This is a genomic window from Streptomyces sp. NPDC079020 (genome assembly GCF_044542225.1).
Lineage (GTDB): Bacteria > Actinomycetota > Actinomycetes > Streptomycetales > Streptomycetaceae > Streptomyces.
In genome coordinates this window covers 354,133-377,872 of record NZ_JBITUB010000004.1, presented here as the reverse complement: position 1 = coordinate 377,872, position 23,740 = coordinate 354,133, and the positions used below count along the sequence as shown (strand labels likewise).

The following is a 23,740-nucleotide window of genomic DNA, read 5'->3' as shown; positions in this document are numbered from 1 at the left end:
CACCGGCCGCCGACCGGCCCGCCATCAGAACAACCCACCCTGCACGCCGCCGCCCCCAATGTCGATGAGTGGGACACGTACTTCGCTTCCCGCGGGGCGCTCCGGGTCCACGGGGGAAGGGGAGGCCGACGGGCCCGCCGAGGACGTCGCCGAGGCCGGGGAGTCGTTCAGGGCACCCGGGGCCGCCGGAGCCGCCACGAGGTCCCAGCCGGTGATCAGCCGGGTGTCCAGCACCACCACCCCGCCGGCGCCCGCCCCGGCCGTCGCCAGATGCAGATCGGGCCCGGCCGCCGCGACGAGCCGCCCCGCGACGACCCCGCCGTCCACCAGCGCGCTCACGGCCCTGACCGCCTCCGGCGCGCCCTCCAGCCCGAACACCCCCACCTGGTCGACCGCCTCGAACGGCAGCCGCTCCAGCGACTCCGGCCAGCCGGCGCCCTCCAGCGCGACCGCCCGCCCGTACAGCTCCGCCACCTCGGCGGCCCGCTCCACCGCACCCGGCAGGGCTCCGCGCACGGCACGCTTCCTCGCGTACGGAATCCGGTCCGGCACCCCCAGCGCGGCCCGCAGCAACTCCTCGGTCCGCCGCGCCGCCATCAACGGCCCGCGCCCCAGCCAGCTGAACACCACGGCCCCCTGCTCCCGCAGCCGCGCCGCTCCCCGCTCCTCCCCGGTGATCCCGACCTTGACCATCCCGGGCCCGAACCACGCGAGATAGACGCGGTACGTGCGCGGGTCATCGGCGATCGTGTCGGCGGCCACCGAATGCGCCCGGTCCAGCCGCGCGCACTCCGCGCACCGCGCCCCGGTACTCCGCGCCGGCACCACCGCCCCCACCGGACACACGTTCCCCCGTGCCCCCACACAGTGCCGCTCCCCCACCGCGCGGAACCCGAGCTCCGCCCCGTACGTGAGCACGCTCACCCGCCGGGCGTCCCCTCTGCGCCACCCCAGCTCGGGACTCTCCCCCGGCCACCGCAGCCCGGTGCACAGCCACCCCATGTGCCGATACCTGCCCTCCACGGATCAAACGCGAGAGGCCCCCAGGATTTCTCCTGGGGGCCTCTGGCCTGCTGTGCACTCGGCAGGATTCGAACCTGCAACCTTCTGATCCGTAGTCAGATGCTCTATCCGTTAAGCTACGAGTGCTTGGCGTTCCGGGCTTTTCTGCCTGGTCGGCGTTGCGAGAACAACATTACATGACCTGTGCCGTGACGCGAAATCCATTAGCCATACCGCCGCTGAGCTGCGAAAACACCGTTTCGGGGCGGATCTCGGCCACCCTCTCGCACATTTTCGCCCCCACCGCCGCGAAGACGACGGCCCGGGGACGACCGAAGCCCCGTGCCGGTGGCACGGGGCTTCGGTGTTCGAGCGGAGGCGGAGGGATTTGAACCCTCGATGGGCTTTAAGACCCAAACCGCATTAGCAGTGCGGCGCCATAGACCGGACTAGGCGACGCCTCCAGCACACCCCGCGCGAACGCGAGTGGTGCGTGCAGATGATGACACAGACGAGCGCGCTGTCACCAATCGCCGCCCACGGTACTAGGCATGCGGGTGCCAGGGCAAAGCATCTTCCCCGTGCCGGTGCGCAACGTCGGGGCGCGCGGCGCGTTAGAGGAGACGGGGTCACGGCCGCCGATGACTGTCCGCCGGCCGCCGCCCCTCCACCGAGTCCGTCGAGTCCGTCGTGTCAGAGCACAGGAGCACCGCATGCTGCGTCGTCTCACCCTCACCGCCGCCGTTTCCCTCGCCTCCCTCGCCGCACTGTCCGCCGCCGCTCCCGCCGCGACGGCCGCGGGGCCGCTGTCCATGCCGATCCCGCCGTGGCCGGTGTTCCACGACCTCGGGGACGGGCCGGGCAGTGGCCTGGGCGACGGGCAGGGTGCCGGGTTCGGGGCCGGGCACGGCCGCTGGCTGGACGGGGCCGGTGCGGAGCCGACCCGGCTGACGGTGACGGTCTCGGAGTCCGGCGACCGGGCGGCCGACGGGGTCTTCGAGCTCCGGTGCGCGCCGACCGGGGGCAGCCACCCGCAGCGGCAGCAGGCCTGTGACCGGCTGACGCAGGCGGCGGGGGCGGACGAGGAGCTGTTCGCGCCGACACCCGCGGACGCGATGTGCACCCAGATGGACGGCGGACCCGCCGCCGCGCGCGTCGTGGGGACCTGGCGCGGACGCCAGATCGACACGACCGTGAGCCGGAGCAACGGCTGCGAGATCTCGCGCTGGAACCGGCTCGTTCCCCTGCTGCCGACGGTCAAGTAGCCGCCCCGGCCCGGCCCGCCGCCCTGTGTCCACGCACGTCACAGGGTGTGCGGACGGGCACACCACAGGCCCCCGGCGCGCACGGCGCGCACAGAACCTTGGTGAGAGCTCCCCCTCATCCGCCGCCCCTCGGCGCTCCCCAGCCTTTAGACTCCTCCAGTGACAGCCTGCGGCCCGAGGGGCAAGATGGGGCCCGCTGTCGGCAAGGTGCGGTAACCAGGGAGGAAGCGTCGTCGTGAGCAGCAGGCCATCCCGAGGCGCTGCTCGCCTCGCAGCCATACTCGACGCCCTCCCGGACGGGCTCCTGCTCGTCAATTGCAACGGCACGGTCGTCAACGCCAACACCATCGCCCTCGAGATGTTCGAGACCCCGGGCACCGCGCTCGTCGGGCGCGGACTGCTCGATCTGCTTCCGGAGTTCGACTCCAAGCTGATCCCCGGGTCGATGCGCCGGCCGGAGGCTGCGGACGAGCAGGGCAGGACCAAGCCGACGCGGATGACCGCGCGGCGCACCGACGGCAACGAGTACCCCGTCGAGGTCACCAGCGCGAGCCTGGACAGCGGACAGGCCGAGTACAACGACATCCACGCCAGTTACACCGGCGACGAGCTGCTGATGCTCGTCGTACGGGATCTGTCGGGCACCGTCGACACCGAGGCCGAACTGGCCCGTTCGCAGCGCCAGACCGAGATGATCCTGCGGGCCGCGTCCGAAGGTGTCGTGGGCACGGACACGGACGGCCGGGTCGTCCTCGTCAACCCCGCCGCCGCGCAGATCCTCGGCTTCCGGGCGAGCGACCTGGGCGGCCAGGAGCTGCACCCGCTGATCCTGCACTCGCGTGCGGAGGGCGAGCCGTTCCCGTACGAGGAGTCGCCGCTCGCCGACACCCTCAGGTCCGGGCGCAAGCACCGGGTGCGCGGGCAGGTGCTCTGGTCCAAGAGCGGCGCGCAGGTGCCGGTGGACCTGACGACCGCTCCGGTACGGGACGGGGACCAGCTCGTCGGCGCGGTCATGACGTTCACCGACCGTCGGCCGCAGCAGGAGCTCACCGAGCAGCACACGGCGTCCGTCGCCGAACTGACCGCGAGCCACACCGCCGAGGTCGAGGAGCTCACCGAGCGGCACGCGGCCGAGGTCACCGCCCTCACCGAGGCGCACGCCGCCGAGCTGGCCGACCGGACCGAGCGCTACGCCTCCGAGCTGGAGGAACAGGCCGAGCGCATCGCCGCACTGACCGGCCGGCACACCCAGCTCACCGCCGTGCTCGGCGAATCACTGCGCGGACCGCTGGAGGAGCTGCGCGGCGAGCTGTCCACGCTCGCCGCCGATCCGGCGGGCCAGCTCTGGCCCGAGGCCAACCAGATCCTGCATCACCTGGCCGCCGGATACGCCCGGATGACGACGCTTGTCGACAATGTGCTGGGCTACCAGCGGCTCGACGCCGGTACGGAGGGCCTCGCCAAGGCCCCCGCGCTGCTCGACGCCGTCGTGGCGGCGGGCGTCGACGGGGCGGTCGAGCTGATCGGCCCGGGGCGCGCGCAGTTCGCGGTGCACGCCCCGCCGATCGAGGCCGAGGTGGACGCGCGGCAACTGTCGACGGCCCTGGCCCATCTGGTGGCGGACGTGGCCGGAGTCGACTCGACCGGCAAGACACGGCCGGTCCCGGGCGGCGGCTATGTCGACTCGACCGTGGTCGTGGCCGCGGCGCAGCGCGGTGATGTCGTACGTATCGAGGTACGCGGGCCGTTCGCCGGTGGAGACCCGGTGCATGTGCCGATCGTGCGCGGGATCGTGCGGGCGCACGGCGGCGTGCTCCAGACGCACGAGGTGCCGGGAATGAGCGGCAGCGCGTACGTGCTCGAAGTGCCGCTCGGCTCCGGCTCGGGGACGGTCGCGCCCCCGGCCGCGCCCCCGGTCGCCCCGGAGGAGTTCGGCGCCCCGGAGAAGTTCGGCGCGCAGGCGGCAGGCGGTGCTCAGGTAGCCGGTGCGGGAACGGGTGCTGCGGAGAGCGTTGTTCCGGATGCCGGTGCTCCGGAGGCCACGAGTGGGGGGCGGCGACGGGCGCGCCGGTCGTCCACGGACGCGTTCCTGGAGAGCCCCGTGGGGGCGGCACAGGCCGAGGACACCGCCGCTGCCGAACCGACGGGACGGCGCAGGGCGCGTCGCGGGCCCGCCGCGACGGACGAGCAGCAGGCCCAGGAACTGATCCCGGCTCAGCAGGGCGAGGGCTCCGGCCGCAGGCGCGGCCGCCCCAGCCCGGCGGAGACCGGCGCGGTGCAGACCGGGGCGGTGCAGACCGGGGCGGCGGAGACCGGCCCGGTGGCGACCGGGCCTGTGGCCACCGGTGGGGTGGCGGCCGGTGGGGTGGCCGTTCCCGGAGGTCCGGCCGGGCCATCGCCCCAGCAGACGCAGCAGCCGGCAGGACAGCAGGGGCAGGCCCTCGCGCTGCCCGCGGCGGCCTCCGCGGCCCCGTCGGCCGGCTCCCCCGCACCCTCCGAGGGGTCCGTCGTCACGGCCGCCGAGGGGGCCCAGGCCGGCAGCGGGCGCCCGCAGCGGGGGCAGACCGTACCGCCGCAGGGCGTGCCGTCCGAGGCGCAGCAGCCGGTACCGCCCACGGGGCGCCGCGCGCGCCGCGACGGGGAGAACCGGCCCGCGCTCCCGGCGCTCACCTCCGGCAGCCATGACGCCGAGGTGCCCGGCAGCGCCCTCGCCGAAGCTCCCGTTCCTGCCGACGCCGATGCCGCGCAGCACTCCGCACAGGCCCAGCAGCCCGGTGGGCGACGGGCCCGACGGGCGCTGGCTGCGGCGCAGGAGCGTTCCGCGCAGGCCGAGGCGGCGGGGCCGCGCACCACGTTCGCCCTCCCGCCCGCCGACGCCGACCGGGTCCCGCCGGTCCCGCCGGTTCCCCCGGTTCCGTCCATGCCGGCGTCCGTGCCGGTCGCGCCCCAGGAGGTCCGGGAGCCCCGGGCGGGCCAGGAGCGCCACGACGCGGTACGCACCGCTCCGGACGCCGACCACACCCCGCCGCAGGCGCACCCCGCGCAGTCCGACTGGGGGCGGGGCGATCCGTCCGGTCAGAGCCTGGCCGGACTGACGGTGTACGACGACGTCGACGTACCGGAGAGCCGGCTGCCGGCACCGCACGCCGCACCGCCCGCCGCGCAGCCCACGGCCACACCGCCCGGAGGAATCCCCTCCGCCGGAACTCCTTCTGCCGGAACGCCTTCCGCAGGAACGCCTTCCGCAGGCGCACCGAGTCAGGCGCCGGACGACGTGTCCTGGGCCGCTCCCGGCCGCACCACGCACACCACGGGCACCACGGGCACCCCCGTCCCGCCGCACCCGGCCGACAGCGGCGCGGGCGCCCCCGTGCCGGACGCGCGACGGCAGCCGCTGCCCGGGGAGGCGCCGATGCCCGGGGAGGCGCCGATGCCCGGGGTGTCGTCGGATTCGACGCAGGGGCGGGCGTTCAGCGTGCGGACCCTCGGACAGGGTGTGCCCTTCGCTCAGCACCTCGCGCACCAGCAGAACCAGAGCCTCGGCGGTGCGGGACGGCGCCGTAAGCTCGCCGCTCCTCCGGAGGCCGATCCCACGGCCGCCGACCAGCCCGGCACGGCCCCTGCGGACGGCACCCCTGCGGACGGCACCCCGGCGGGCGGCACCCCGACGGGCGGTACCCCGGCGGCCGGCGCCCACTCCGGTGCCCCTCAGCCCGGTGGTACCCACGCCGCCGGCCCCCGCCCCGGTGCTGGGCCCCAGGCCGCGGCCACGGGATCCGGACCTGGTTCCGGCTCGGGCCGGCTGCTGGCTCCCCCGGCCGCCGAGGGGCGCGCGTACGCCATAGGCGCCCCCGACGAGGGTGCCGAGGGTCCGGAACCGCTGGACGGCCCCGGTGGCGCGGTCGAGGTCGCCAACCGCCCCCAGCCGCAGCCGGTCGACGACGAGCTGCCCCCCGAGCCGCTGGACAATCCGCGCCGGCTGCTCGTCTGGCCCGCGCCCGATGTCTCCACCCAGCAGGCGCTCAGCGACCGCGGCTACCGCCCGGTGATCGTCAACTCCCGCGAGGAGGTCGACGCCCAGATCGCGGCGTTCCCCGCCGCGCTGTTCGTCGACCCGCTGACCGGGCCGATCACCCGTACGGCCCTGCAGTCGCTGCGCCAGGCGGCGGTGGCGGCCGAGGTTCCGGTGCTGGTGACGGCCGGACTGGGGCAGGCGACCCGGGAGGCCGCCTACGGCGCCGACCCCGCCGTACTCCTCAAGGCACTCGCCCCGCGGGACAGTGAGCAGCACCCCTCGAGGGTGCTCCTGATCGAGGAGCACGAGGAGATCGCGCTGGCCCTGACGGAGACGCTGGAGCGGCGCGGGATGCAGATCGCGCGGGCGGCGGCCGACAGCGAGGCCGTCGAACTCGCCACCCGGATGCGGCCGAACCTGGTGGTGATGGACCTGATGCAGGTACGCCGCCGGCGCGCCGGGATCATCGACTGGCTGCGCGCGAACGGCCAGTTGAACCGCACCCCGCTGGTCGTCTACACCTCGGCCGGTATGGACCGGGCGGAGTTGCCGAGGCTCAGCTCCGGCGAGACCGTCCTCTTCCTGGCGGAGCGGTCCACCAGCGACGAGGTGCAGTCCCGCATCGTCGACCTGCTGGCGAAGATAGGGACCAACTGAACAACGGGCACAGCGGGACAGCGGGACAGCGGGACAGCGCACGGGTACACGAGCACAGCGCGCGGGTGCCGCGGCACGGGACGAGGGCGGTACGGAGCAAACTCCGTACCGCCCTCGTCCCTGTCCCGCCGATCCGCGCTCCCGCTGTCGCGTCAGAGCCGCGTGATGTCCAGCTCGCCGTCCGCGTACTGCTTGCGGATCACCTTCTTGTCGAACTTGCCGACACTCGTCTTCGGCACCGACGGAATGATCGTCCAGCGCTCCGGCAGCTGCCACTTGGCGATGCCGGACTCCGCGAGGAACTCCCGCAGCGCCCCGTACTCGGCGGCGGCCCCCTCCTTGAGGACCACGGTCGCCAGCGGGCGCTCGCCCCACTTGTCGTCCGGGACGGCGACGACGGCGGCCTCGGCGACATCCGGGTGGGCCATCAGCGCGTTCTCCAGCTCCACGCTGGAGATCCACTCACCGCCGGACTTGATGACGTCCTTGGCCCGGTCCGTCAGGGTGAGGAAACCGTCCTCGCTGATCACGCCGACATCGCCGGTCTTCAGCCAGCCGTCCTCGCTGAACTTGTCCTCGGGGCACGAGTGTTCGCCGTCCGCGCCGCCGTAGTACGCCCCCGCGATCCAGGGACCGCGGACCTCCAGCTCACCCGCCGCCTCACCGTCCCACGGCAGGTGCTCGCCGCCGGGGCCGACCAGGCGCGCCTCGACTCCGGCCGGGAAGCGGCCCTGGGTGACGCGGTAGGGCCACTCCGCCTCGGCGTCGAGCCCGGCGGGCGGGTTGGCCATGGTGCCCAGCGGCGAGGTCTCCGTCATTCCCCAGGCGTGGCAGAGGCGGACGCCGAGCTTGTCGTACGCCTCCATGAGGGAGGGCGGACAGGCGGCGCCGCCGATGGTGACGTTGGCCATCGAGCTGAGGTCGCGCGGGTTGGCGGTGACCTCGGCGAGCAGGCCCTGCCAGATGGTGGGCACCGCGGCGGCGTGGGTCGGCCGCTCGCGCTCGATCATGTCGGCGAGCGGGGCGGGCTGGAGGAAACGATCCGGCATCAGCATGTTCACGCCGGTCATGAACGTGGAGTGCGGCAGGCCCCAGGCGTTCACATGGAACTGGGGGACCACCACGAGGGTGGTGTCCTTGTCGGTCAGCCCCATGGACTCGGCCATGTTGACCTGCATGGAGTGCAGGTAGATGGACCGGTGGGAGTAGACGACGCCCTTGGGGTCACCGGTGGTGCCGGAGGTGTAGCACATGGCCGCGGCCTGGCGTTCGTCCAGCTCCGGCCAGTCGTACGTGGTGGGGCGGCCCGCGATCAGTTCCTCGTACTCGTGCACGCGCGGCGCGACCCCGGCGAGGGCCGCACGGTCACCGGGACCCGAGACGATCACATGCTCGACGGACGGCAGGTGGGGAAGCAGCGGCACGAGGAGCGGCAGCAGCGAACCGTTGACGATCACCGCCTTGTCGTCCGCGTGGTTGACGATCCAGACCAGCTGCTCGGCGGGCAGCCGGAGGTTGAGGGTGTGGAGCACGGCGCCCATGGAGGGGATGGCGAGATACGCCTCCACATGCTCCGCGTTGTTCCACATGAGTGTTCCCACCCTCTGGTCGCCGTCGATTCCCAGCTCGTCGCGCAGGGCGTTGGCCAGTTGCGTGGCACGTGCGCCGACCTCGGCGAAGGTGCGTCGTTGCGGCTCGGGTTCGCCGGTCCAGGTCGTGACCTGCGACTTCCCGTGGATGGTCATCCCATGGGTCAGGATGCGGGTCACAGTCAGCGGTACGTCCTGCATGGTGCTCAGCACGGCGTCCTCCCGGTGGGCGCTACGCGGCAGTAAGGTTCCGCTGATTCTGCTCACATACCACTCGGTATGTCACTACTTCCGGGAGTACGAATCGGTGTCGGCCGACGGAATCGGACGGTTCGGACCGCCGGATCCACGACGGATCAGCGGACCGGGCCGGCTGATCAGCGGGTCCGATGCGCCTGATCAGCGGTTCGGGCCGCCGGATCGGCGGGTTCGGACCGCCGGATCAGCGGACCGGCGTCAGCTCCGGGTCCTCGCGGAGCTTGCCGAGCGCGCGTGACACGGCGCTCTTGACCGTGCCGATGGAGACCCCGAGCACCTCGGCCGTCTGCGCCTCGCTGAGGTCCTCGTAATAGCGCAGGACGACCATCGCCCGCTGGCGGTCCGGAAGCTTCAGCACGGCACGCCACATCGCGTCGTGCAGCGTCTGCTGTTCGGCGGGATCGGCCGCCGGGACACCTTCCTGTTCGGGCAGCTCGTCGCAGGCGAACTCGTCGACCTTGCGCTTGCGCCACTGCGAGGTACGCGTGTTCAGCAGGGCCCGGCGGACATAGCCGTCGAGCGCCCGGTGGTCCTCGATCCGCTCCCAGGCGACATACGTCTTGGTCAGCGCGGTCTGCAGCAGGTCCTCCGCGTCGCAGGGATTCGCGGTGAGGGAGCGGGCGGTGCGCAGCAGTACGGGCCCCCGCGCCCGTACGTACGACGAGAACGACGCATAGGGCGGGTGTCCGGCGGCGGCAGCGGCTGCCCTGGAGGCGCCCGTGCAGACTGGCGTGGTCATGGCTCCACGCTAGGAGCGGGGGCCGCCCGGGGGATCGCCCCCAGGTCCCGAAGCCGGGTCCGCCTCAGGTTGTAGGGGCGGGGTGGACTGCACCTCCTGTAGGTGGAGGGGCCGCTGCCGCCGGTCAGGGTCCACCCCTGAGACAGGTGCCGGACCCCCGGCCGTACGCTCCCGGGGCCCGCGCGCTCCGGGCACTCAGCCGTCCCGGCCCAGGATCAGCCCCGATGTGGGAACGCCGGTGCCCGCCGTGACCAGGGTCCTGGCCGCGCCGGTGACCTGGTTCGCCGAGGTGGAACGGATCTGCCGGACCGCCTCCGCGATGCCGTTCATCCCGTGCAGATACGCCTCCCCCAGCTGGCCTCCGTGGGTGTTGAGGGGCAGCGCGTCGTCCGCCACGAACCCGCCGGCCTCACCGGGCCCGCAGAAGCCGAACTCCTCCAGCTGCATCAGCACGAACGGGGTGAAGTGGTCGTAGAGGATGCCCACGTCGATGTCGGCGGGGGAGAGCCCGGAGGTCCGCCAGAGCTGCCGGGCGACCACGCCCATCTCCGGCAGCCCGGTCAGCCCGTCCCGGTAGAAGCTGGTCATCTGTTCCTGGGCCCGCCCCGCCCCCTGCGCCGCGGCGACGATCACCGCGGGCGGCCGGGGCAGGTCCCGGGCACGTTCGGCGCTGGTCACGACGATCGCCTGACCGCCGTCCGTCTCCTGGCAGCAGTCGAGCAGCCGCAGCGGCTCCACGATCCAGCGCGAGGCGGCGTGGTCGGCGAGCGTGATCGGTTTGCCGTAGAAATAGGCCGCCGGATTGCGCGCCGCGTGACGCCGGTCGGTGACCGCGACATGGCCGAAGACCTCGGGCTCCAGTCCGTACGTGTGCAGATACCGCTGGGCCGCCATCGCCACCCAGGAGGCGGGGGTGAGGAGCCCGAAGGGAAGGTTCCAGCCGAGCGCCGCGCCCTCGGCGGTGGGTTCGCGCCGCTGCACCCCGGAACCGAACCTGCGCCCGGAGCGCTCGTTGAACGCGCGGTAGCAGACCACGACATCGGCCACCCCGCTCGCCACGGCGAGGGCCGCCTGCTGCACGGTGGCGCAGGCCGCGCCGCCGCCGTAGTGGACGCGGGAGAAGAACGACAGTTCGCCGATTCCGGCCGCCTGGGCGACGGTGATCTCGGGACTGGTGTCCATCGTGAAGGTGACGAGACCGTCGACGTCGGAAGGCGACAGGCCCGCGTCGTCGAGCGCTGCCCGCACGGCCTCGACGGCCAGGGTGAGCTCGCTGCGCCCGGAGTCCTTGGAGAACTCGGTCGCCCCGATGCCGACGATCGCGGCCTTCCCGCCCAGCGAATCGGCCCTGCGCACGCTCATGACGTACCTCCGGGCAGGACGACGGTGACCGTTCCGGCGACGTGCCGGCCGAGGCCGTTCGTACCGACGACCGCCACCTCGGCCACCGGATCCGGGCCGGGGGTGAGGGCGGTGACGGTTCCGGTGAGCACCATCGTGTCCCCCGGGTAGTTGGGGGCGCCCAGCCGGATCGCGACCTTGCGCAGGACGGCCGAGGGGCCGAAGTGGTCGGTGATGTACCGGCCGACGAGGCCGTTGGTCGTCAGGATGTTCATGAAGATGTCCGGCGAGCCCTTCTCCCGCGCGAGCTCCGCGTCATGGTGCACGTCCTGGTAGTCCCGGGAGGCGAGGGCCCCCGCGACGATCAGTGTCCGGGTCACCGGGATCTCCAGCGGTGCCAGCTCCTCTCCCACCCGCGTACCAACGCCTCCCTCCCGCGTACCACCGTCTCCCACCTGCTTCACGCCGCGTCCCACCCGCGTACCACCGTCTCCCTCCCGCTTCACGACGCCTCCCTCCCGTGTACCACCGCCTTCCTCCCGCTTCACGACGCCGCTCTCCCGCCTCACGACGCCTCCCTCTCCTCAGCGGCAGCCAGCGACTCCCCCAGCTCCTGGAGCACTTCGCTGCCACCTCCCAGATACGCGTCGAGCTGACGGCCCCAGAGGAAGTGCCGGTGGACCGGATGATCCAGGTCCGCGCCGGTCCCGCCGTGCAGATGCTGCCCGGCGTGCACGACCCGCTTGCCGGCCTCCGAGGCCCACCACGCCGCCGTCAACGCCTGCGTGTTGCAGGGAAGTTGCTGATCCCTGCGCCAGGCCGCCTCGTACGCCGTCACGCGGATCGCCTCCACATCCATATGCGCGTCGGCCGCGCGCAGCAGGACCCCCTGGTTGGTGGAGAGCGGGCGGCCGAACTGCTCGCGTGTCGCGGTGTGTTCGACCGCCCGCGCCAGTGAACCGGCGCACACTCCGGCCTGAAGTCCGGCGAAGGCGGTACGGCCGGCAGCCAGCACGGAGGCGTACGCACCGGAGCACGCCCTCTCCGTACGCTCCCCGGCGACCGTATTCCCCCCTGCGGCCGGACTCTCCCCGGAGGCCGGACCCTCCCCGGCGGCCGCCCCGCCCAGCCGTTCACCACGCGCGCCGTCGAGAACGAGCCGCGCCGCGGACCACGGCGCCGTGGTCTCCACCGGAAGCACCGTCACCCCCGGGTCACCGGTCCGTACGATCCACAGGCCCCGGTCCGCGTCGGCCACCAGTACGTGGGTGGCGTCCCGCAGCCACGGCACGTACGGCACCACGCCGGAGAGTTCCGCGTCGGCACCACCGGCCCCGGCCGGGGCCGCCCCGGCCACGCCGCCCGCGCCTGCCTCCGCGCCCGCCCCCGTTCCCGGTCCCGTTCCCGTTCCCAGTCCCGGTCCCGGTCCCGCGCCCACGGCTGCCGACCGCACCCCGCTCCGGGCCGGAAAGGCACCGGTCGCCACCGCCGTACCGTCGCGCAGTGCGGGCAGCAGCCGCTGCCGCTGCTCCGCCGTGCCGTGCTCCGCGACGGCGAGCAGCCCGTAGACACAGGTGACCGCGAACGGTACCTGCGCCGTGGTCCGGCCCTGTTCCTCCAGGAGCAGGACCAGGCCGAGCAGCCCGACGTCCTCGACGGCGGCGGGCAGCCCCGCCGCGCACAGGGCCTTCCACAGCTCCGCGTCGGTCCCCGTGCCGGCCGCCGCCAGCCGCTCGGGCGTCGACAGATCACCGAAGATCCGCGCGGCGAGCCCCCGCGCCTCGGCCTGCTCCTCCGTGGGCGTGAAGTCCATGTCAGGCCTCGCTCTCCCGGACGCTTTCCTCGGACCGCTCCCGTACGTCGCCGCGGAAGACGGGCAGTTCCAACTCGGGGTCCGTACGCAGGAACTCCAGCCGTACCGGCATGCCCGTGCGGACCTTGTCGTACGGCACACCGACCACATTGCTGACCATGCGGACGCCCTCGGCCAGTTCGATCAGCCCGACGGCGTACGGGCCGCCCTCACCGCCTCCACCGCTCTCCCCGGACGCGCCGCCCTCGGCGGACGCGCTGAAGGCGGGAAACGGCGGGTGGTGCATCACCACATGGCTGTAGACGGTCCCCTCACCGCTCGCCTCCACGGTGTCCCAGTCCCGGCCACCGCACGCGTTGCACCCCGGCAGCCAGGGGAAACGCAGTGTCCGGCAGTCTCCGCACCGCTGGATCAGCAGTCTGTGCTCGGCGACTCCGGCCCAGAATCCGGCGTTGTCCCGGTTGATCACCGGCCTGGGCCGCAGCTTCGCCCCGGAGGTGGCGGCAGCCCCGGGCCGCGCGGCCGTCGCCGCGGACCGGCTCACCGCCGCGGGCGCGTACTTGAGGATCCGGAAGCGGTGCGTCCCGGCCGGCTCCCCGTCCGCGCGGACGTCCATCCGGGTCGTGACGAAGTAACCCGCCCCGATCTTGGTGGACTTGCGTCGCGACACCGCCTCGATGACCGCGTCGAAGGTGATCCGGTCGCCGGGGCGCAGCGGTCGCAGATACTCCTGCTCGCAGTCGGTCGCGACCACCGAGATGTACCCGGCGCCATCGAGCAGGCCGAACAGTTCCTCGTACGCCGGTGAGCGGTTTGTGTGCCCCGAGAGCCCGCCCATCGTCCAGGCCTGGAGCATCGTCGGCGGGGCGATCGCCCCGGGCCCCCGGTAGGCCGGCCCGGTGTCCCCCATCGCCTCGCACCAGTGCCGGATCATCGCCTCGTTGACCGGGTCCTTGCCGACGCCCGCCGTGGCGGCGGAGCACCCCTCGTACGCCTTGAGCCGCTCGTACAGCCCGTCCGGCCCGTCCGGCCCGCCCTGTCCTTCCGGCCCGCCCCGTCCTTCCAGCCCGCCCCGTCCGACCGGCCCGTCCGACCCGTCCGGCCCGCCCCGTCCTTCCGGTCCTTCCGGCCCGGCAGCCGCGCTCATCGGTTCCGGCCGGCCACCCGTCATCGTTTACCCCTCTTCATGCCGAGCCGCATCGTCGCGACGATCTCCCGCTGCACCTCGCTGACCCCGCCCCCGAAAGTGTTGATCTGTGCCGCCCGGTTCATCCGCTCCAGTTCACCGTCACCGGCCCCGGTGTCGGCCCCATCACCGGCCCCTGCATCGACCCCGGCATCAGCCCCGGCATCGACCCCGAAGGAGCCGAGGGATCCGCCCCGGATCAGCCCTGCCTCGCCCAGGACCTCCTGGCAGATCCGGTACACCTCGACGGCGCTCTCGGTCCCCGCGAACTTCACGCCGCTCGCCTCGCCCGGCGCCAGCGTCCCCGCCCCCACAGACCCCACCAGGCGCCAGTTGAGCAGGCGTGTCGCCGCCAGCCGGGCATAGGCCTCGGCCAGCCGGGACCGCACCCACGGCTCGTCGATGCGGCGCCGCCCGGTCACGGGGTCGGGGGTGCGGGCGTGTGCGAGCGCCGCCCCGTAGAAGTCCTCGGCCTGCATCCCGATCGCGGCCAGCGCCACCCGCTCGTGGTTCAGCTGGTTGGTGATGAGGCCCCAGCCGGCGTTCTCGGCGCCGACGAGGTGGGTGGCGGGCACCCGGATGCCGTCGTAGTAGGTGGCCGTCGTGGTCAGCCCGCCCACCGTCTCGATGGGCGTCCAGGAGAAGCCCGGGGCGTCCGTCGGCACCAGGACGATCGAGATGCCCTTGTGCTTCGGCGCCGCCGGGTCCGTACGGCAGGCGAGCCAGATCCAGTCGGCGTGCTGGGCGTTGCTGGTGAAGATCTTCTGGCCGTCGATCACCCAGTCGTCGCCGTCCCGGACGGCTCTCGTCCGCAGGGACGCCAGATCCGTACCGGCCTCCGGCTCGCTGTAGCCGATCGCGAAGACGAGGTCCCCGCTGAGGATCCGGGGCAGGAAGTACGCCTTCTGCTCCTCGGTCCCGTACTTCATCAAGGTCGGCCCGACGGTGTTGAGCGTGACCATGGAGACGGGGGCGCCCGCCCGGTAGGCCTCGTCGAAGAAGACGAACTGCTCGTCGGGGCCTCGCCCCTGTCCTCCGTACTCGACGGGCCAGCCGAGCCCGAGCATGCCGTCGGCGCCGATCCGGCGCAGCAGGCTGCGCTGCTCGGCGCCTTCCCCGGGCCTTCGGCCGGGCATCACATCGCGGAAGTACGTGCGGAGTTCGGCGCGCAGCCGCTGCTGGCGCTCCGTCGGGGCGAGGTGCACGGTGGCGGCCTCCCGGGCGTACGGCTCAGGGCGGATCAAGGGACCTGACAGGTTTCTGACTGTCCGTCAGATTCGGGTGCCCTGTCAACCCCGGCACCACAACACGCACCCCCGCACCCCACGCCCCACGCCACGACTCTCACCCTCACCCCTCGCCCCACGCCCCACGCCCCACGACTCTCGCCCCACTCCGCCGAGGGGGGCGCCCCCGAAGCACCGCTTCACCACCCTCACGCCGCCCACCCCCTTTCTTTCTTCGAACGCTTGTACGAAAATGAAGGCATGGCCACCATCGACCGGCAGACCGCCACCCTGGCCCTGGCCCACGCCCTCTCCGCCGCCGGGCGCGGGCTCCCCGTCTTCCCCCTGTCCGCCACCAAGCTCCCCGCGCTGCGCTCGCCCCACCGCGGCGAGACCCCGCCGGTCCTCTGCCGCGGCGCCTGCGGCCTTCCGGGCCACGGCGTCCACGACGCCACCACCGACCCCGCCGCCGTCCGCGCCCTCTTCGCCGCTGCTCCCCGCGCCACCGGTTACGGCATCGCCTGCGGACGCGCCCCGCACCGCCTCATCGGTGTCGATCTCGACATCGACACCACCGGCGGCAACGACTCCCTGGCCGCACTCCAGCAGCTGGCCTTCCAGCACCTGTTCACGGTGCCGCCGACCGTCACGGTGCTCACCCCGAGCGGTGGCCGCCACCTCTGGCTGACCGGGCCGCCCGACGTCTCCGTACCGAACTCGGCCGGACGCCTCGCCCCGGGCATCGACATCCGCGGCGCCGGCGGGTATCTGGTCGGCCCCGGCTCGGTCACCACCCACGGCATGTACCGGCTCGCTCCCGGCTCGGCGGGGATCGCCCCCGCCCCCTGCCCCCGAGCCCTTCTGCGCCTGCTCACGCCCCCCTCACGCCCGCGCCGCACCGCCGGCCACGCCTCGCGCACCCGGCAGGGTCAGGGCCTCATCCAGTTCGTGCTCGCGGCGCACGAGGGACAGCGCAACACCCGGCTCTTCTGGGCAGCCTGCCGGGCGTACGAACACGGCTTCGGCGACGAACTCGCGGACGCCCTCACCGACGCGGCCGTCCGCACCGGTCTCACCGAACACGAGGCCCGCGCCGCCATCGCCTCCGCCGCCCGCCTCACCGCGGGCCGCCCCGAACACGCCTGAGAACAGAGCCAATCCGGGCTCACCGAGCAGCCGACGGCGGCCTTCGCCCTGCCGGTTCCCGGCAACGGACGGCACCCCGGAGGTGCACATGTCTCTCCTGTTCCGGGTGGCGGCCGACCTTGCAGAATGCGCGGGTGACTCCCCCGATGAGCCCGCCCCGCCCCATGTCCCGCACGGCGATACGCGCCGCCGCGGCCTTCGTCACCGTGTCCGTCCTGGTCGCCGCGTGGCTGCTGCTGGTCACCGTGCCGGACGCGCTCGCCGAGGAACGCGCCTTCCGGACAGCGGCAACCTGCGCTGCGGACGACAGCCATGACGGCGGTCATGACGACGGCTGCCTGCGGACCGTCGAGGCGCGGATCGACCGGGCCGACCGCGTGACGGGCCGGAAGACACCCCTGTACTGGCTGTACGTCACCGACGCGGACGGAACCTCCACCCGCACCCGTCTGACGGGCAGCCCGCAGGAACACCCGGTCGCCCGCCCGGGAGCACGAGTCGAGGTCACCTACTGGCGCGGGCAGATCCGGTACGTCGACTTCGAGTCCACGCGCCGCTACACCAACGCGGACCCGCGCGGCGACTACCGGCTGCCCTGCTCCATCGGCCTCGGCCTCGGCTTCTACGTGACGGTCCTCCCGGCGGGCATGCTCGTGGCGTACCGGCGGTCCCTGGTCTCGGCCAGGGTGTACTCCTGGCAGGTCAACCTCTTGGTTCTGGGCAGCTTCTGCCTCACCCCGGTCGCGGCGGCGGCACCGTGGCTGACCGACAGCGCCGGGGCGGCGCTCCTGCTGACCGGCCTGGCCGTCCCCGCGGTCCTGGCCGTCGGCACGGTGGCGGCGCTGTTCCTGCGCCGGCGGCAGAAGGACGACGACACGATCGCGGTGACACCGTCCGTGCCCGCCCGGGAACACGTCTTCCCGGGCACGGTCCTGGGCGATGTCCCGTACGCGGGCGGCGGCGGATATCTGGTGGCCGGCCCCGCCCTCCTGTCGTCCACCCCCGACCCGACCGGCGCCGCCTTCCGCCGGGAGACCCCGCCCACCCTGACCCCGGTCCGCGTCCGCCCGCCCTACCTGACGGACCCCGGCCGCCCCGACCGCACATGCCTGGTCCTGGAGTGCGAGGACGACGGCGTACCGGTGCTGGTCGTCACCCGCCGGAAGACGATGCCCTGGGTCCTGGGCGCCCTCCGGACGCCACCGAACGCCGACCCGCGCCGATAGCCGTAAGCATCCGTGATCCGGCCGCCCACGAGGGCCGCCCCCGACTGTCGGCGCTCGGTGATAGAACGCACGTATGACGTACAGGTTCACGGCACGGATGGCTTGCGGACTCGACGATCCGGACGCCGACGACTGCGTGATGGCGGGTGTGGCCGAGTCGGACGACGAGGAGGGGTTCTCCCTCCTGTTCATGTGCGACTTCGAGGAGCCCGACTCCCAGGAAGTGTCGCTCGGGATGGACACGCACTGCCTCGGCACGCCCGACCAGGGCACCGCGTACGGCTGTGTACGAGAGGTGGAGTTGAGCGCCGATGTGCTGCGGGTGACCCTGGACCCCGCGTCATTGGACGACCTCGGCCTGAGCGACCCCGTCGTCGAGGCCCTGCTCCACGCCCCGCCGACGGACGTGGCCCGCATGCGCGAGGTGCTGCCGCGCATCCTCGCCTTCGGACGCCCCGACGCCCGCCCGGCCCTGATCACGCGTTAGCCCACCCTGCGGCCGGCGCACAGGAGTACGGCCCCTGACCGTTTCGACCGGTCAGGGGCCGTACTCATGGCGGTGGGTGTGGGATTTGAACCCACGGTCACATCGCTGCGACGACGGTTTTCAAGACCGTTCCCTTAGGCCGCTCGGGCAACCCACCCCGCGTCATCGGCCGTCGGGCCCGGGGCCCGACGGTTCGACCGGCCCTTCAGGGGCGGTTCGACGCGTGGGACAGCCTAGCCGGTCAGCTGTCGCCCTTGCGCTCGCCCAGGGTGACTTCGGCCGTTGCCGTTCTGCCGTCGCGCTTGTAGGTCAGCGTGACCTTGTCACCCGGCTTACGGGTCCAGATCTCGCCGATCAGGGTCGGGCCGCTGTCGACCACGGTGTCGTTGAACTTCGTGATGACGTCGCCCGCCTTGAGGCCGGCCCTGGCGGCGGGACCGCCCGGGGTGACCGCCGGAGTGCCGCCCGCGCCCGCGGCCGAGATGGCCGCGCCACCGGTCTTCTCCTCCATCGTGACCGTCGCGCCGATCACCGGGTAGACCGGCTGGCCGGTCTTGATCAGCTGCTCGGCGACGTTCTTCGCCTGGTTGATCGGGATGGCAAAGCCGAGGCCGATGGAGCCGGCCTGGGACTGTCCGGCGCCGCCTCCGCTGGTCGACTGGATCGCCGAGTTGATCCCGATGACCGCGCCGCCCGCGTCCAGCAGCGGGCCGCCGGAGTTGCCGGGGTTGATGGAGGCGTCGGTCTGGAGGGCGCTCATGTACGAGTTCTTGTTGCTGGAGCCGTCGCCGGAGGCCACCGGGCGGTTCTTCGCGCTGATGATGCCCGTCGTCACCGTGTTGGACAGGCCGAACGGCGCACCGATCGCGATGGTCGAATCGCCCACCGCGACACTCTCCGAGTTGCCCAGGGGCAGCGGCGCGAGGCCCGACGGCGGCTTCTTCAGCTTCAGCACGGCCACGTCGTAGCCCTGGGCACGGCCGACCACCTCGGCGTCGTACGTCTTGCCGTCGGAGAACGTCGCCGACAGCTGGCCGCTGTCCGCCGCGGAGGCGACCACGTGGTTGTTGGTGAGGATGTGGCCCTCCTTGTCGTACACGAAGCCGGTGCCCGTACCGCCCTCGCCGTCGCCGCCCTGGGCATCGATGGTGACCACACTGGGCAGCGCCTTCGCGGCGACTCCGGCCACGGTGCCGTCCGCGCGCTTGAGGTCCTTCGGGGTGTCGGAGGCGGCGACCGTGGTCGACCCGTTGGAGGAGCCGCCGTTGCGGTCGGCCGCCCAGAAGCCGAGGGCTCCGCCGATGCCGCCCGCGACGAGCGCCGCCACGGCGACGGCCGCGATCAGACCGTTCGCGCGGGGCTTGCGCGGCGCGCCGGACGACGGAGCGACCGGCGCACCCCACACCGGGTCACCGCCACCGCCACCGGCGTACGACGGGACCGCCGGAGGGGGCGGGGGCGGCCAGGCACCCGCGGCGGCCGGGGGCTGCGGCGCGGGGTACGGCTGGTGGTGGGGCGGCTCGGGCAGGGGCTGTGCCGACTGCGGCTGGGGCGGCACCGGCTGCGTCGGCGCCTGCGGCCGGTCCCGGTACGTGGTTTCCGCACCGGGATCCGCGGCGGACTCGTCGGCCCGCGCCGCGGGCGTGACTCCGTCAGGGGTGCCCTCGGGAGTGGCGGCCGGCACTGGAGGTGCGGACGGAACGGACGGTACGGCCGGAACCGCGTTGCCCTCGTTGCCCTCGTTCTCGGTGCTCACAGCTCTTTACTCCTCGGTTCCACTCGGCATTCGGCAAGAGATCCGCTGTGCACGTGTCTGCGGTCAGCTTTTCCCACAGCACGTCGGGCCACTGTAAGCAGGACCTGTGCATCCGCACACCAATACTTACATCAGACAAAACAGTCCTCCATGACGACGTGCCCGCACCCGCCGCGTCACGGTGACACCATGACGCGGTGACCCACGCACGGCAGCACACACCACAGACGCCCATCCAGGTCATCGCCCACCGCGGAGCCTCCGACGACGCACCCGAGCACACCCTGGCCGCCTACCGCAAAGCGATCGAGGACGGCGCCGACGCCCTGGAGTGCGATGTCCGGCTCACCGCGGACGGCCAGCTCGTCTGTGTGCACGACCGCCGGGTGAACCGTACGTCCAACGGCCGCGGCGCCGTCTCCGCGCTGGAGCTCGCCGATCTCGCCGCTCTCGACTTCGGTTCCTGGAAGGACCGCGAGGAGTCGCCCGACTGGGATCCGGTGCCGGGCGAGCTCACCTCCGTACTCACCCTGGAACGGCTTCTTGAGCTGGTGACCGAGACGCGGGCGGCCGGGCGGCCGCTGCAACTGGCCATCGAGACCAAGCACCCCACCCGCTGGGCCGGACAGGTCGAGGAGCGCCTCCTGCACCTGCTCAAGCGCTTCGGCCTGGACGAAGCACCGGCCGAGGGCCCGTCCCCGGTACGCATCATGAGCTTCTCCGCCCGCTCGCTGCACCGCGTCCAGGCCGCCGCGCCCACGCTGCCCACCGTCTATCTGATGCAGTTCGTCTCCCCGCGGCTGCGCGACGGACGGCTGCCCGCCGGGGCGCGGATCGCCGGACCGGGGATGCGGATCGTGCGCAGCCACCCCGGTTACATCGAGCGGCTCCACCGCGCGGGACACCGCGTGCACGTCTGGACGGTGAACGAACCGGCGGATGTCGAGCTCTGCGTGCGCCTCGGCGTAGCAGCAATCATTACAAATCGCCCGAAACAGGTCCTGTCCCAACTGGGTCGTCTTTAAGATCAGTTACGGGGAGTGCACCGGCGCATTCAGCGAGTGCCCGATCGTTACGAGTGCGTCACTGGGAGGGCTTTGACCGGTTTCCGGTTCAGCCCGGTGGGGCATCCAATCCGTGGCGTGGGGCAAAGGAGGTCTCGGGGGTGGCGTTTGTGGTGGCACAAGAAGTGCCCACGTCGTCGAGCATGGCCGTTCCCCATGGCCCTGCCGGCGTGGGCAAAGCGCGACACCGTATGCGTGAGCAGCTGCGCAGCAACGGAGTGTCCGACTCGGTCGTCGACGACGCCGTTCTGATCCTTTCCGAACTCCTCAGCAACGCCTGCCGGCACGGCAGACCGCTGGGGTGGCAGACGGAGATCGGTGACGGCGACGTCCGCGCCGCATGGCACATGGACAGAACCGGCGGACTGACCGTCGAGGTGACGGACGGCGGCGGGCCGACCCGGCCCATCCCCTCCACCCCCTCGGTGACGGCCCGGGGCGGCCGGGGACTCAACATCATCAGCGCCCTCGCCCAGGAGTGGGGCGTGCGGGACGACTCCTCGGGCGAGGTCACCGTCTGGGCCCTCGTGTCCGCCAAGCGGCACCGGTTCAACGGACTGGGCGGGCTGCCCGGCTTCGACGGACTGGAGTTCGCCGACGCCTTCGACGACGCGAGCTGACGGGACGACGCGGGGCGACGGCGCGAGCTGACGCCGCAGGCTGACGACGCGGGGCGAGGTCACAGGGCGACGGCCCGGGGCGAAGGCCCGGAGCGAAGGCCCGGAGCGAACACCGGCGTACGCGCACGGTGTCGACGGGCGCCCGGTGAGAGCCCGGCAGGAGCCGGCCGGGCCGCGCAACGACGGGCCCGGTGGCGGCAGTCGTGCAGGCGGGTGTGCCCCGGGGAGGCACCGGCGGGCTAGGCTCGCGCCGAGACCGCACTGTCGCAAACGGGAGAATGCCCACCATGGCCAAGAAGCGCCCTCAGACCAAGGCCGGGAAGCAGCAGCTCAAGGACGGTGAGATCCCGGTCGTCGGGGCCCGTGAGCCCTGCCCGTGCGGTTCTGGCCGCCGCTACAAGGCGTGTCACGGACGCGCCGCCGCCCAGGCCGTGACCGAGCTTGTCCACCGTCCGTTCGAGGGCCTGGCCGGTGAGTGCGACTGGGTTTCCCTGCGCGAACTGGTGCCCGCCGCCACCGTCGCGCTGACGCTGAAGGGCGGGTTGCCCGAGGGCGTGCCGTCCGTGACGCTCGCGACCGTCCTGCCGATGGCCTGGCCGGCCCTGCGCCGCGACGACGGCTCCGTCCTGCTGGCCCTGCAGAACGACACCTCCTCCGGCGACCTCAGCCGGGACCTCGCGGACACCCTGCTGCGGGCGCTGGAGACCGAGCCCGGTTCGCCGGTCACCGCCCGGCGCGTGCCCGCGGACGGACCGCGGCTGCAGGACCTGCTCGACCCGGAGGCCGCGTTCGCGCCGGTCGTCCACTCCGGCTTCGAGTTCTGGGTGCCCGACGCGGAGAACGCCACCCCCGAGGTGTCCGCCTCCCTGGAGCGCGCCAACGCCGCCGCGATCCCCACCACGCTGCTCTCCGGCGTGGACGCCGCGTACTGGTGCGAGACCCCGGAGAAGAACCACCTGCGCTGGGTCATGTCGCACCCCGAGGAGCAGCTCCTCGACGCCCTCGCCCGGCTGCACGCCGCGGGCACCTCCTCGCTCGGCGAAGGGACCAGGCTGGTCGGCTCGTTCCGGGCGCACGGGCTGATGGTCCCCGTCTGGGACCTGCCGACCTCGATGGGCGCCGAGGCGTGCGAGAAGCCCGCGGTCGAGTTCGCGGAGCGGCTCGCCGCGGCACTCGCCTCGGACGCCCCGCTCACCGCCGAGGAGCGGCGGGCGCGCGGCGGGCTCACGAACCGCCAAGTGACGCTCAGCTGACAGTGACGAAACCTGCGGCGGCTTGGTGACTCGCGTCACAACTCCCCGTACTCGCAGGTAAATCACTGTCCGAATAGGCGAGATCGAATTTGCGAACGGCAGATCTCTTGTTACCGTTCTAAAAGCCCGGTCGCTGGTGCATCCCCCGTCGCCAGCGATCGGGCGTCCTCATTTTCCGGGCGCGTTCTGCGTACGTACAACGCGCCCACGGTATGTTCTGGCCCACCGCAGTGCGGCGACCGGCCGAACGGCCCCGCCCTCCCGGCCGCGGAAGACCGCCCGGAGCCATCGAGGCCCTTCCTCTTCCCCATCGGTCCGACGCGTGGAACGGCCGATTCGGCCCGGAACGCGACAGCGGCGGGGCCGGGCGTTCCCCGGAAAGCTCACCCCGCGCACCCCGCCCCGCACTCCTGCCCCGTACCCGGCACTTCCGGACGGGTCGCGGGCGGGACCTCGGGGCGTTCTCGGCGCACGGGCGGCCGAACGCGGCGCCCCACCGGCGGTGTTGCGGCTGCGGGGCCGCCGACCGGGTCCTGCGCCCCGGGGCCGTACCGGCGCCGTCCGCAGTCCCGGACCGTTTGAATTCAGACAATGGTCCGAGTCCGGAAATCCTTTTCGACGGCCGTGAAGAAGGGGTGCCGGAAAGGGCTCGGGAAGGGTTCCCCGGGAAGGGCTGCCGGAAGGTTCGTCAGAATGCCTGCCCTCAGCGGATTTTGCCCCTCCGGCAAAGGATTTCGTATCCGCCGATACCGGATCCGCGCCGTCCGCCGACCGGACTCCCACACTCCGCGGAAGCCGTCCGGCGGAGATCACCACGACCATCACGGTCGATGACGCGGGGATTCCCGGCGGCTCCCACCCGCCGATTGCACGGGAATTTCTGACGGTGAGCCGAGATATCGGCGGAATACACGACACCGGTGCGCCGAGCACCCGTTTACCGCAGAACTCGGGCGGCCCACACCCGTACGAGTGAGCCACCCGGATCCCCGTCGGCACACGGACCGTCAGCACGGCCGGTACCCACTCCCCGCCCGGCGCCCGCGCCCCGCAGGCGGGTGCCCGCCCCGCCCGGTGCCCGCACCGCGGCCCACCAG

17 protein-coding genes and 3 tRNA genes are annotated in these 23,740 nt (G+C 72.8%); 8 read left to right on the top strand and 12 right to left on the bottom strand.

Annotated elements, in window-relative coordinates; genetic code table 11:
- Positions 1–24 precede the first annotated feature (24 nt).
- The 3 genes from ACIGJO_RS11235 to ACIGJO_RS11225 form a co-directional block, all read right to left on the bottom strand.
- Positions 25–1,002 (bottom strand): DUF2797 domain-containing protein, encoded by a 978-nt coding sequence (locus ACIGJO_RS11235; protein ID WP_399955414.1) that lies wholly within the window; start codon positions 1,000–1,002, stop codon positions 25–27.
- 74 nt (positions 1,003–1,076) lie between these two features.
- Positions 1,077–1,149 (bottom strand) — tRNA-Arg (locus tag ACIGJO_RS11230).
- 226 nt (positions 1,150–1,375) lie between these two features.
- Positions 1,376–1,466, bottom strand: a tRNA-Ser gene (locus ACIGJO_RS11225).
- A gap of 249 nt (positions 1,467–1,715) precedes the next feature.
- Here ACIGJO_RS11225 and ACIGJO_RS11220 point away from each other — a divergent pair.
- On the top strand, positions 1,716–2,267 hold the full coding sequence (locus tag ACIGJO_RS11220) for an SSI family serine proteinase inhibitor (protein WP_399955411.1): 552 nt from the start codon (positions 1,716–1,718) through the stop codon (positions 2,265–2,267).
- A gap of 235 nt (positions 2,268–2,502) precedes the next feature.
- Complete coding sequence (locus ACIGJO_RS11215) at positions 2,503–6,939, top strand: PAS domain-containing protein (RefSeq protein ID WP_399955407.1); 4,437 nt, start codon at positions 2,503–2,505, stop codon at positions 6,937–6,939.
- 152 nt (positions 6,940–7,091) lie between these two features.
- On the opposite strand, the gene ACIGJO_RS11210 is transcribed toward ACIGJO_RS11215, so the two are convergent.
- The 7 genes from ACIGJO_RS11210 to ACIGJO_RS11180 all read right to left on the bottom strand — a co-directional run bounded on the left by ACIGJO_RS11210 (position 7,092) and on the right by ACIGJO_RS11180 (position 15,070).
- On the bottom strand, positions 7,092–8,741 hold the full coding sequence (locus tag ACIGJO_RS11210; protein WP_399955405.1) for a long-chain fatty acid--CoA ligase: 1,650 nt from the start codon (positions 8,739–8,741) through the stop codon (positions 7,092–7,094).
- Positions 8,742–8,970: 229 nt separating this feature from the next.
- On the bottom strand, positions 8,971–9,525 hold the full coding sequence (locus ACIGJO_RS11205; RefSeq protein WP_399955402.1) for a SigE family RNA polymerase sigma factor: 555 nt from the start codon (positions 9,523–9,525) through the stop codon (positions 8,971–8,973).
- 195 nt (positions 9,526–9,720) lie between these two features.
- Positions 9,721–10,887, bottom strand: a complete 1,167-nt coding sequence (locus ACIGJO_RS11200; protein ID WP_399955399.1) for a lipid-transfer protein — start codon at positions 10,885–10,887, stop codon at positions 9,721–9,723.
- The gene (locus ACIGJO_RS11195) at positions 10,884–11,279 is read right to left on the bottom strand and encodes a MaoC family dehydratase (RefSeq protein WP_399955396.1); all 396 of its coding nucleotides are present in this window, start codon (positions 11,277–11,279) and stop codon (positions 10,884–10,886) included. The genes ACIGJO_RS11200 and ACIGJO_RS11195 overlap by 4 nt, the downstream gene beginning before the upstream one ends.
- A 152-nt stretch (positions 11,280–11,431) precedes the next feature.
- Positions 11,432–12,679, bottom strand: a complete 1,248-nt coding sequence (locus ACIGJO_RS11190; protein WP_399955393.1) for an acyl-CoA dehydrogenase family protein — start codon at positions 12,677–12,679, stop codon at positions 11,432–11,434.
- 1 nt (position 12,680) lies between these two features.
- Complete coding sequence (locus ACIGJO_RS11185; RefSeq protein WP_399955390.1) at positions 12,681–13,826, bottom strand: bifunctional MaoC family dehydratase N-terminal/OB-fold nucleic acid binding domain-containing protein; 1,146 nt, start codon at positions 13,824–13,826, stop codon at positions 12,681–12,683.
- A gap of 20 nt (positions 13,827–13,846) precedes the next feature.
- Positions 13,847–15,070 carry an acyl-CoA dehydrogenase family protein gene (locus ACIGJO_RS11180; RefSeq protein WP_399955699.1) on the bottom strand — a complete coding sequence of 408 codons (1,224 nt, stop codon included), beginning with the start codon at positions 15,068–15,070 and terminating at the stop codon, positions 13,847–13,849.
- A gap of 282 nt (positions 15,071–15,352) precedes the next feature.
- On the opposite strand from ACIGJO_RS11180, the gene ACIGJO_RS11175 reads away from it, so the two are divergent.
- From ACIGJO_RS11175 to ACIGJO_RS11165, 3 genes are all read left to right on the top strand, one after another.
- Positions 15,353–16,237: a bifunctional DNA primase/polymerase gene (locus ACIGJO_RS11175; RefSeq protein ID WP_399955387.1), complete on the top strand. Its 885-nt coding sequence runs from the start codon at positions 15,353–15,355 to the stop codon at positions 16,235–16,237.
- Between the two features lie 134 nt (positions 16,238–16,371).
- Complete coding sequence (locus tag ACIGJO_RS11170) at positions 16,372–17,463, top strand: hypothetical protein (protein WP_399955385.1); 1,092 nt, start codon at positions 16,372–16,374, stop codon at positions 17,461–17,463.
- 73 nt (positions 17,464–17,536) lie between these two features.
- Positions 17,537–17,950: an Imm10 family immunity protein gene (locus ACIGJO_RS11165; RefSeq protein ID WP_399955382.1), complete on the top strand. Its 414-nt coding sequence runs from the start codon at positions 17,537–17,539 to the stop codon at positions 17,948–17,950.
- Between the two features lie 67 nt (positions 17,951–18,017).
- Here ACIGJO_RS11165 and ACIGJO_RS11160 read toward each other — a convergent pair.
- Positions 18,018–18,107: transfer RNA gene (locus tag ACIGJO_RS11160), tRNA-Ser, on the bottom strand.
- A gap of 84 nt (positions 18,108–18,191) precedes the next feature.
- On the bottom strand, positions 18,192–19,706 hold the full coding sequence (locus ACIGJO_RS11155; protein ID WP_399955379.1) for a S1C family serine protease: 1,515 nt from the start codon (positions 19,704–19,706) through the stop codon (positions 18,192–18,194).
- A 197-nt stretch (positions 19,707–19,903) separates the two neighbouring features.
- Here ACIGJO_RS11155 and ACIGJO_RS11150 point away from each other — a divergent pair, with 197 nt between their 5' ends.
- The 3 genes from ACIGJO_RS11150 to ACIGJO_RS11140 all read left to right on the top strand — a co-directional run bounded on the left by ACIGJO_RS11150 (position 19,904) and on the right by ACIGJO_RS11140 (position 22,643).
- Positions 19,904–20,731 (top strand): glycerophosphodiester phosphodiesterase, encoded by an 828-nt coding sequence (locus ACIGJO_RS11150; protein ID WP_399955376.1) that lies wholly within the window; start codon positions 19,904–19,906, stop codon positions 20,729–20,731.
- Positions 20,732–20,784: 53 nt separating this feature from the next.
- Complete coding sequence (locus tag ACIGJO_RS11145) at positions 20,785–21,390, top strand: ATP-binding protein (protein WP_399955373.1); 606 nt, start codon at positions 20,785–20,787, stop codon at positions 21,388–21,390.
- A gap of 287 nt (positions 21,391–21,677) precedes the next feature.
- Positions 21,678–22,643, top strand: a complete 966-nt coding sequence (locus tag ACIGJO_RS11140; protein WP_399955370.1) for a DUF5926 family protein — start codon at positions 21,678–21,680, stop codon at positions 22,641–22,643.
- The last annotated feature ends 1,097 nt before the right edge of the window (positions 22,644–23,740 follow it).

Coding starts and splice junctions, on each gene's coding strand:
- ACIGJO_RS11200 (WP_399955399.1), bottom strand. CDS start 10,887: ATGAGCGTGCGCAGGGCCGATTCGCTGGGCGGGAAGGCCGCGATCGTC.
- ACIGJO_RS11165 (WP_399955382.1), top strand. CDS start 17,537: ATGACGTACAGGTTCACGGCACGGATGGCTTGCGGACTCGACGATCCG.
- ACIGJO_RS11190 (WP_399955393.1), bottom strand. CDS start 12,679: ATGGACTTCACGCCCACGGAGGAGCAGGCCGAGGCGCGGGGGCTCGCC.
- ACIGJO_RS11185 (WP_399955390.1), bottom strand. CDS start 13,826: ATGAGCGCGGCTGCCGGGCCGGAAGGACCGGAAGGACGGGGCGGGCCG.
- ACIGJO_RS11175 (WP_399955387.1), top strand. CDS start 15,353: ATGGCCACCATCGACCGGCAGACCGCCACCCTGGCCCTGGCCCACGCC.
- ACIGJO_RS11235 (WP_399955414.1), bottom strand. CDS start 1,002: ATGGGGTGGCTGTGCACCGGGCTGCGGTGGCCGGGGGAGAGTCCCGAG.
- ACIGJO_RS11220 (WP_399955411.1), top strand. CDS start 1,716: ATGCTGCGTCGTCTCACCCTCACCGCCGCCGTTTCCCTCGCCTCCCTC.
- ACIGJO_RS11140 (WP_399955370.1), top strand. CDS start 21,678: ATGGCCAAGAAGCGCCCTCAGACCAAGGCCGGGAAGCAGCAGCTCAAG.
- ACIGJO_RS11205 (WP_399955402.1), bottom strand. CDS start 9,525: ATGACCACGCCAGTCTGCACGGGCGCCTCCAGGGCAGCCGCTGCCGCC.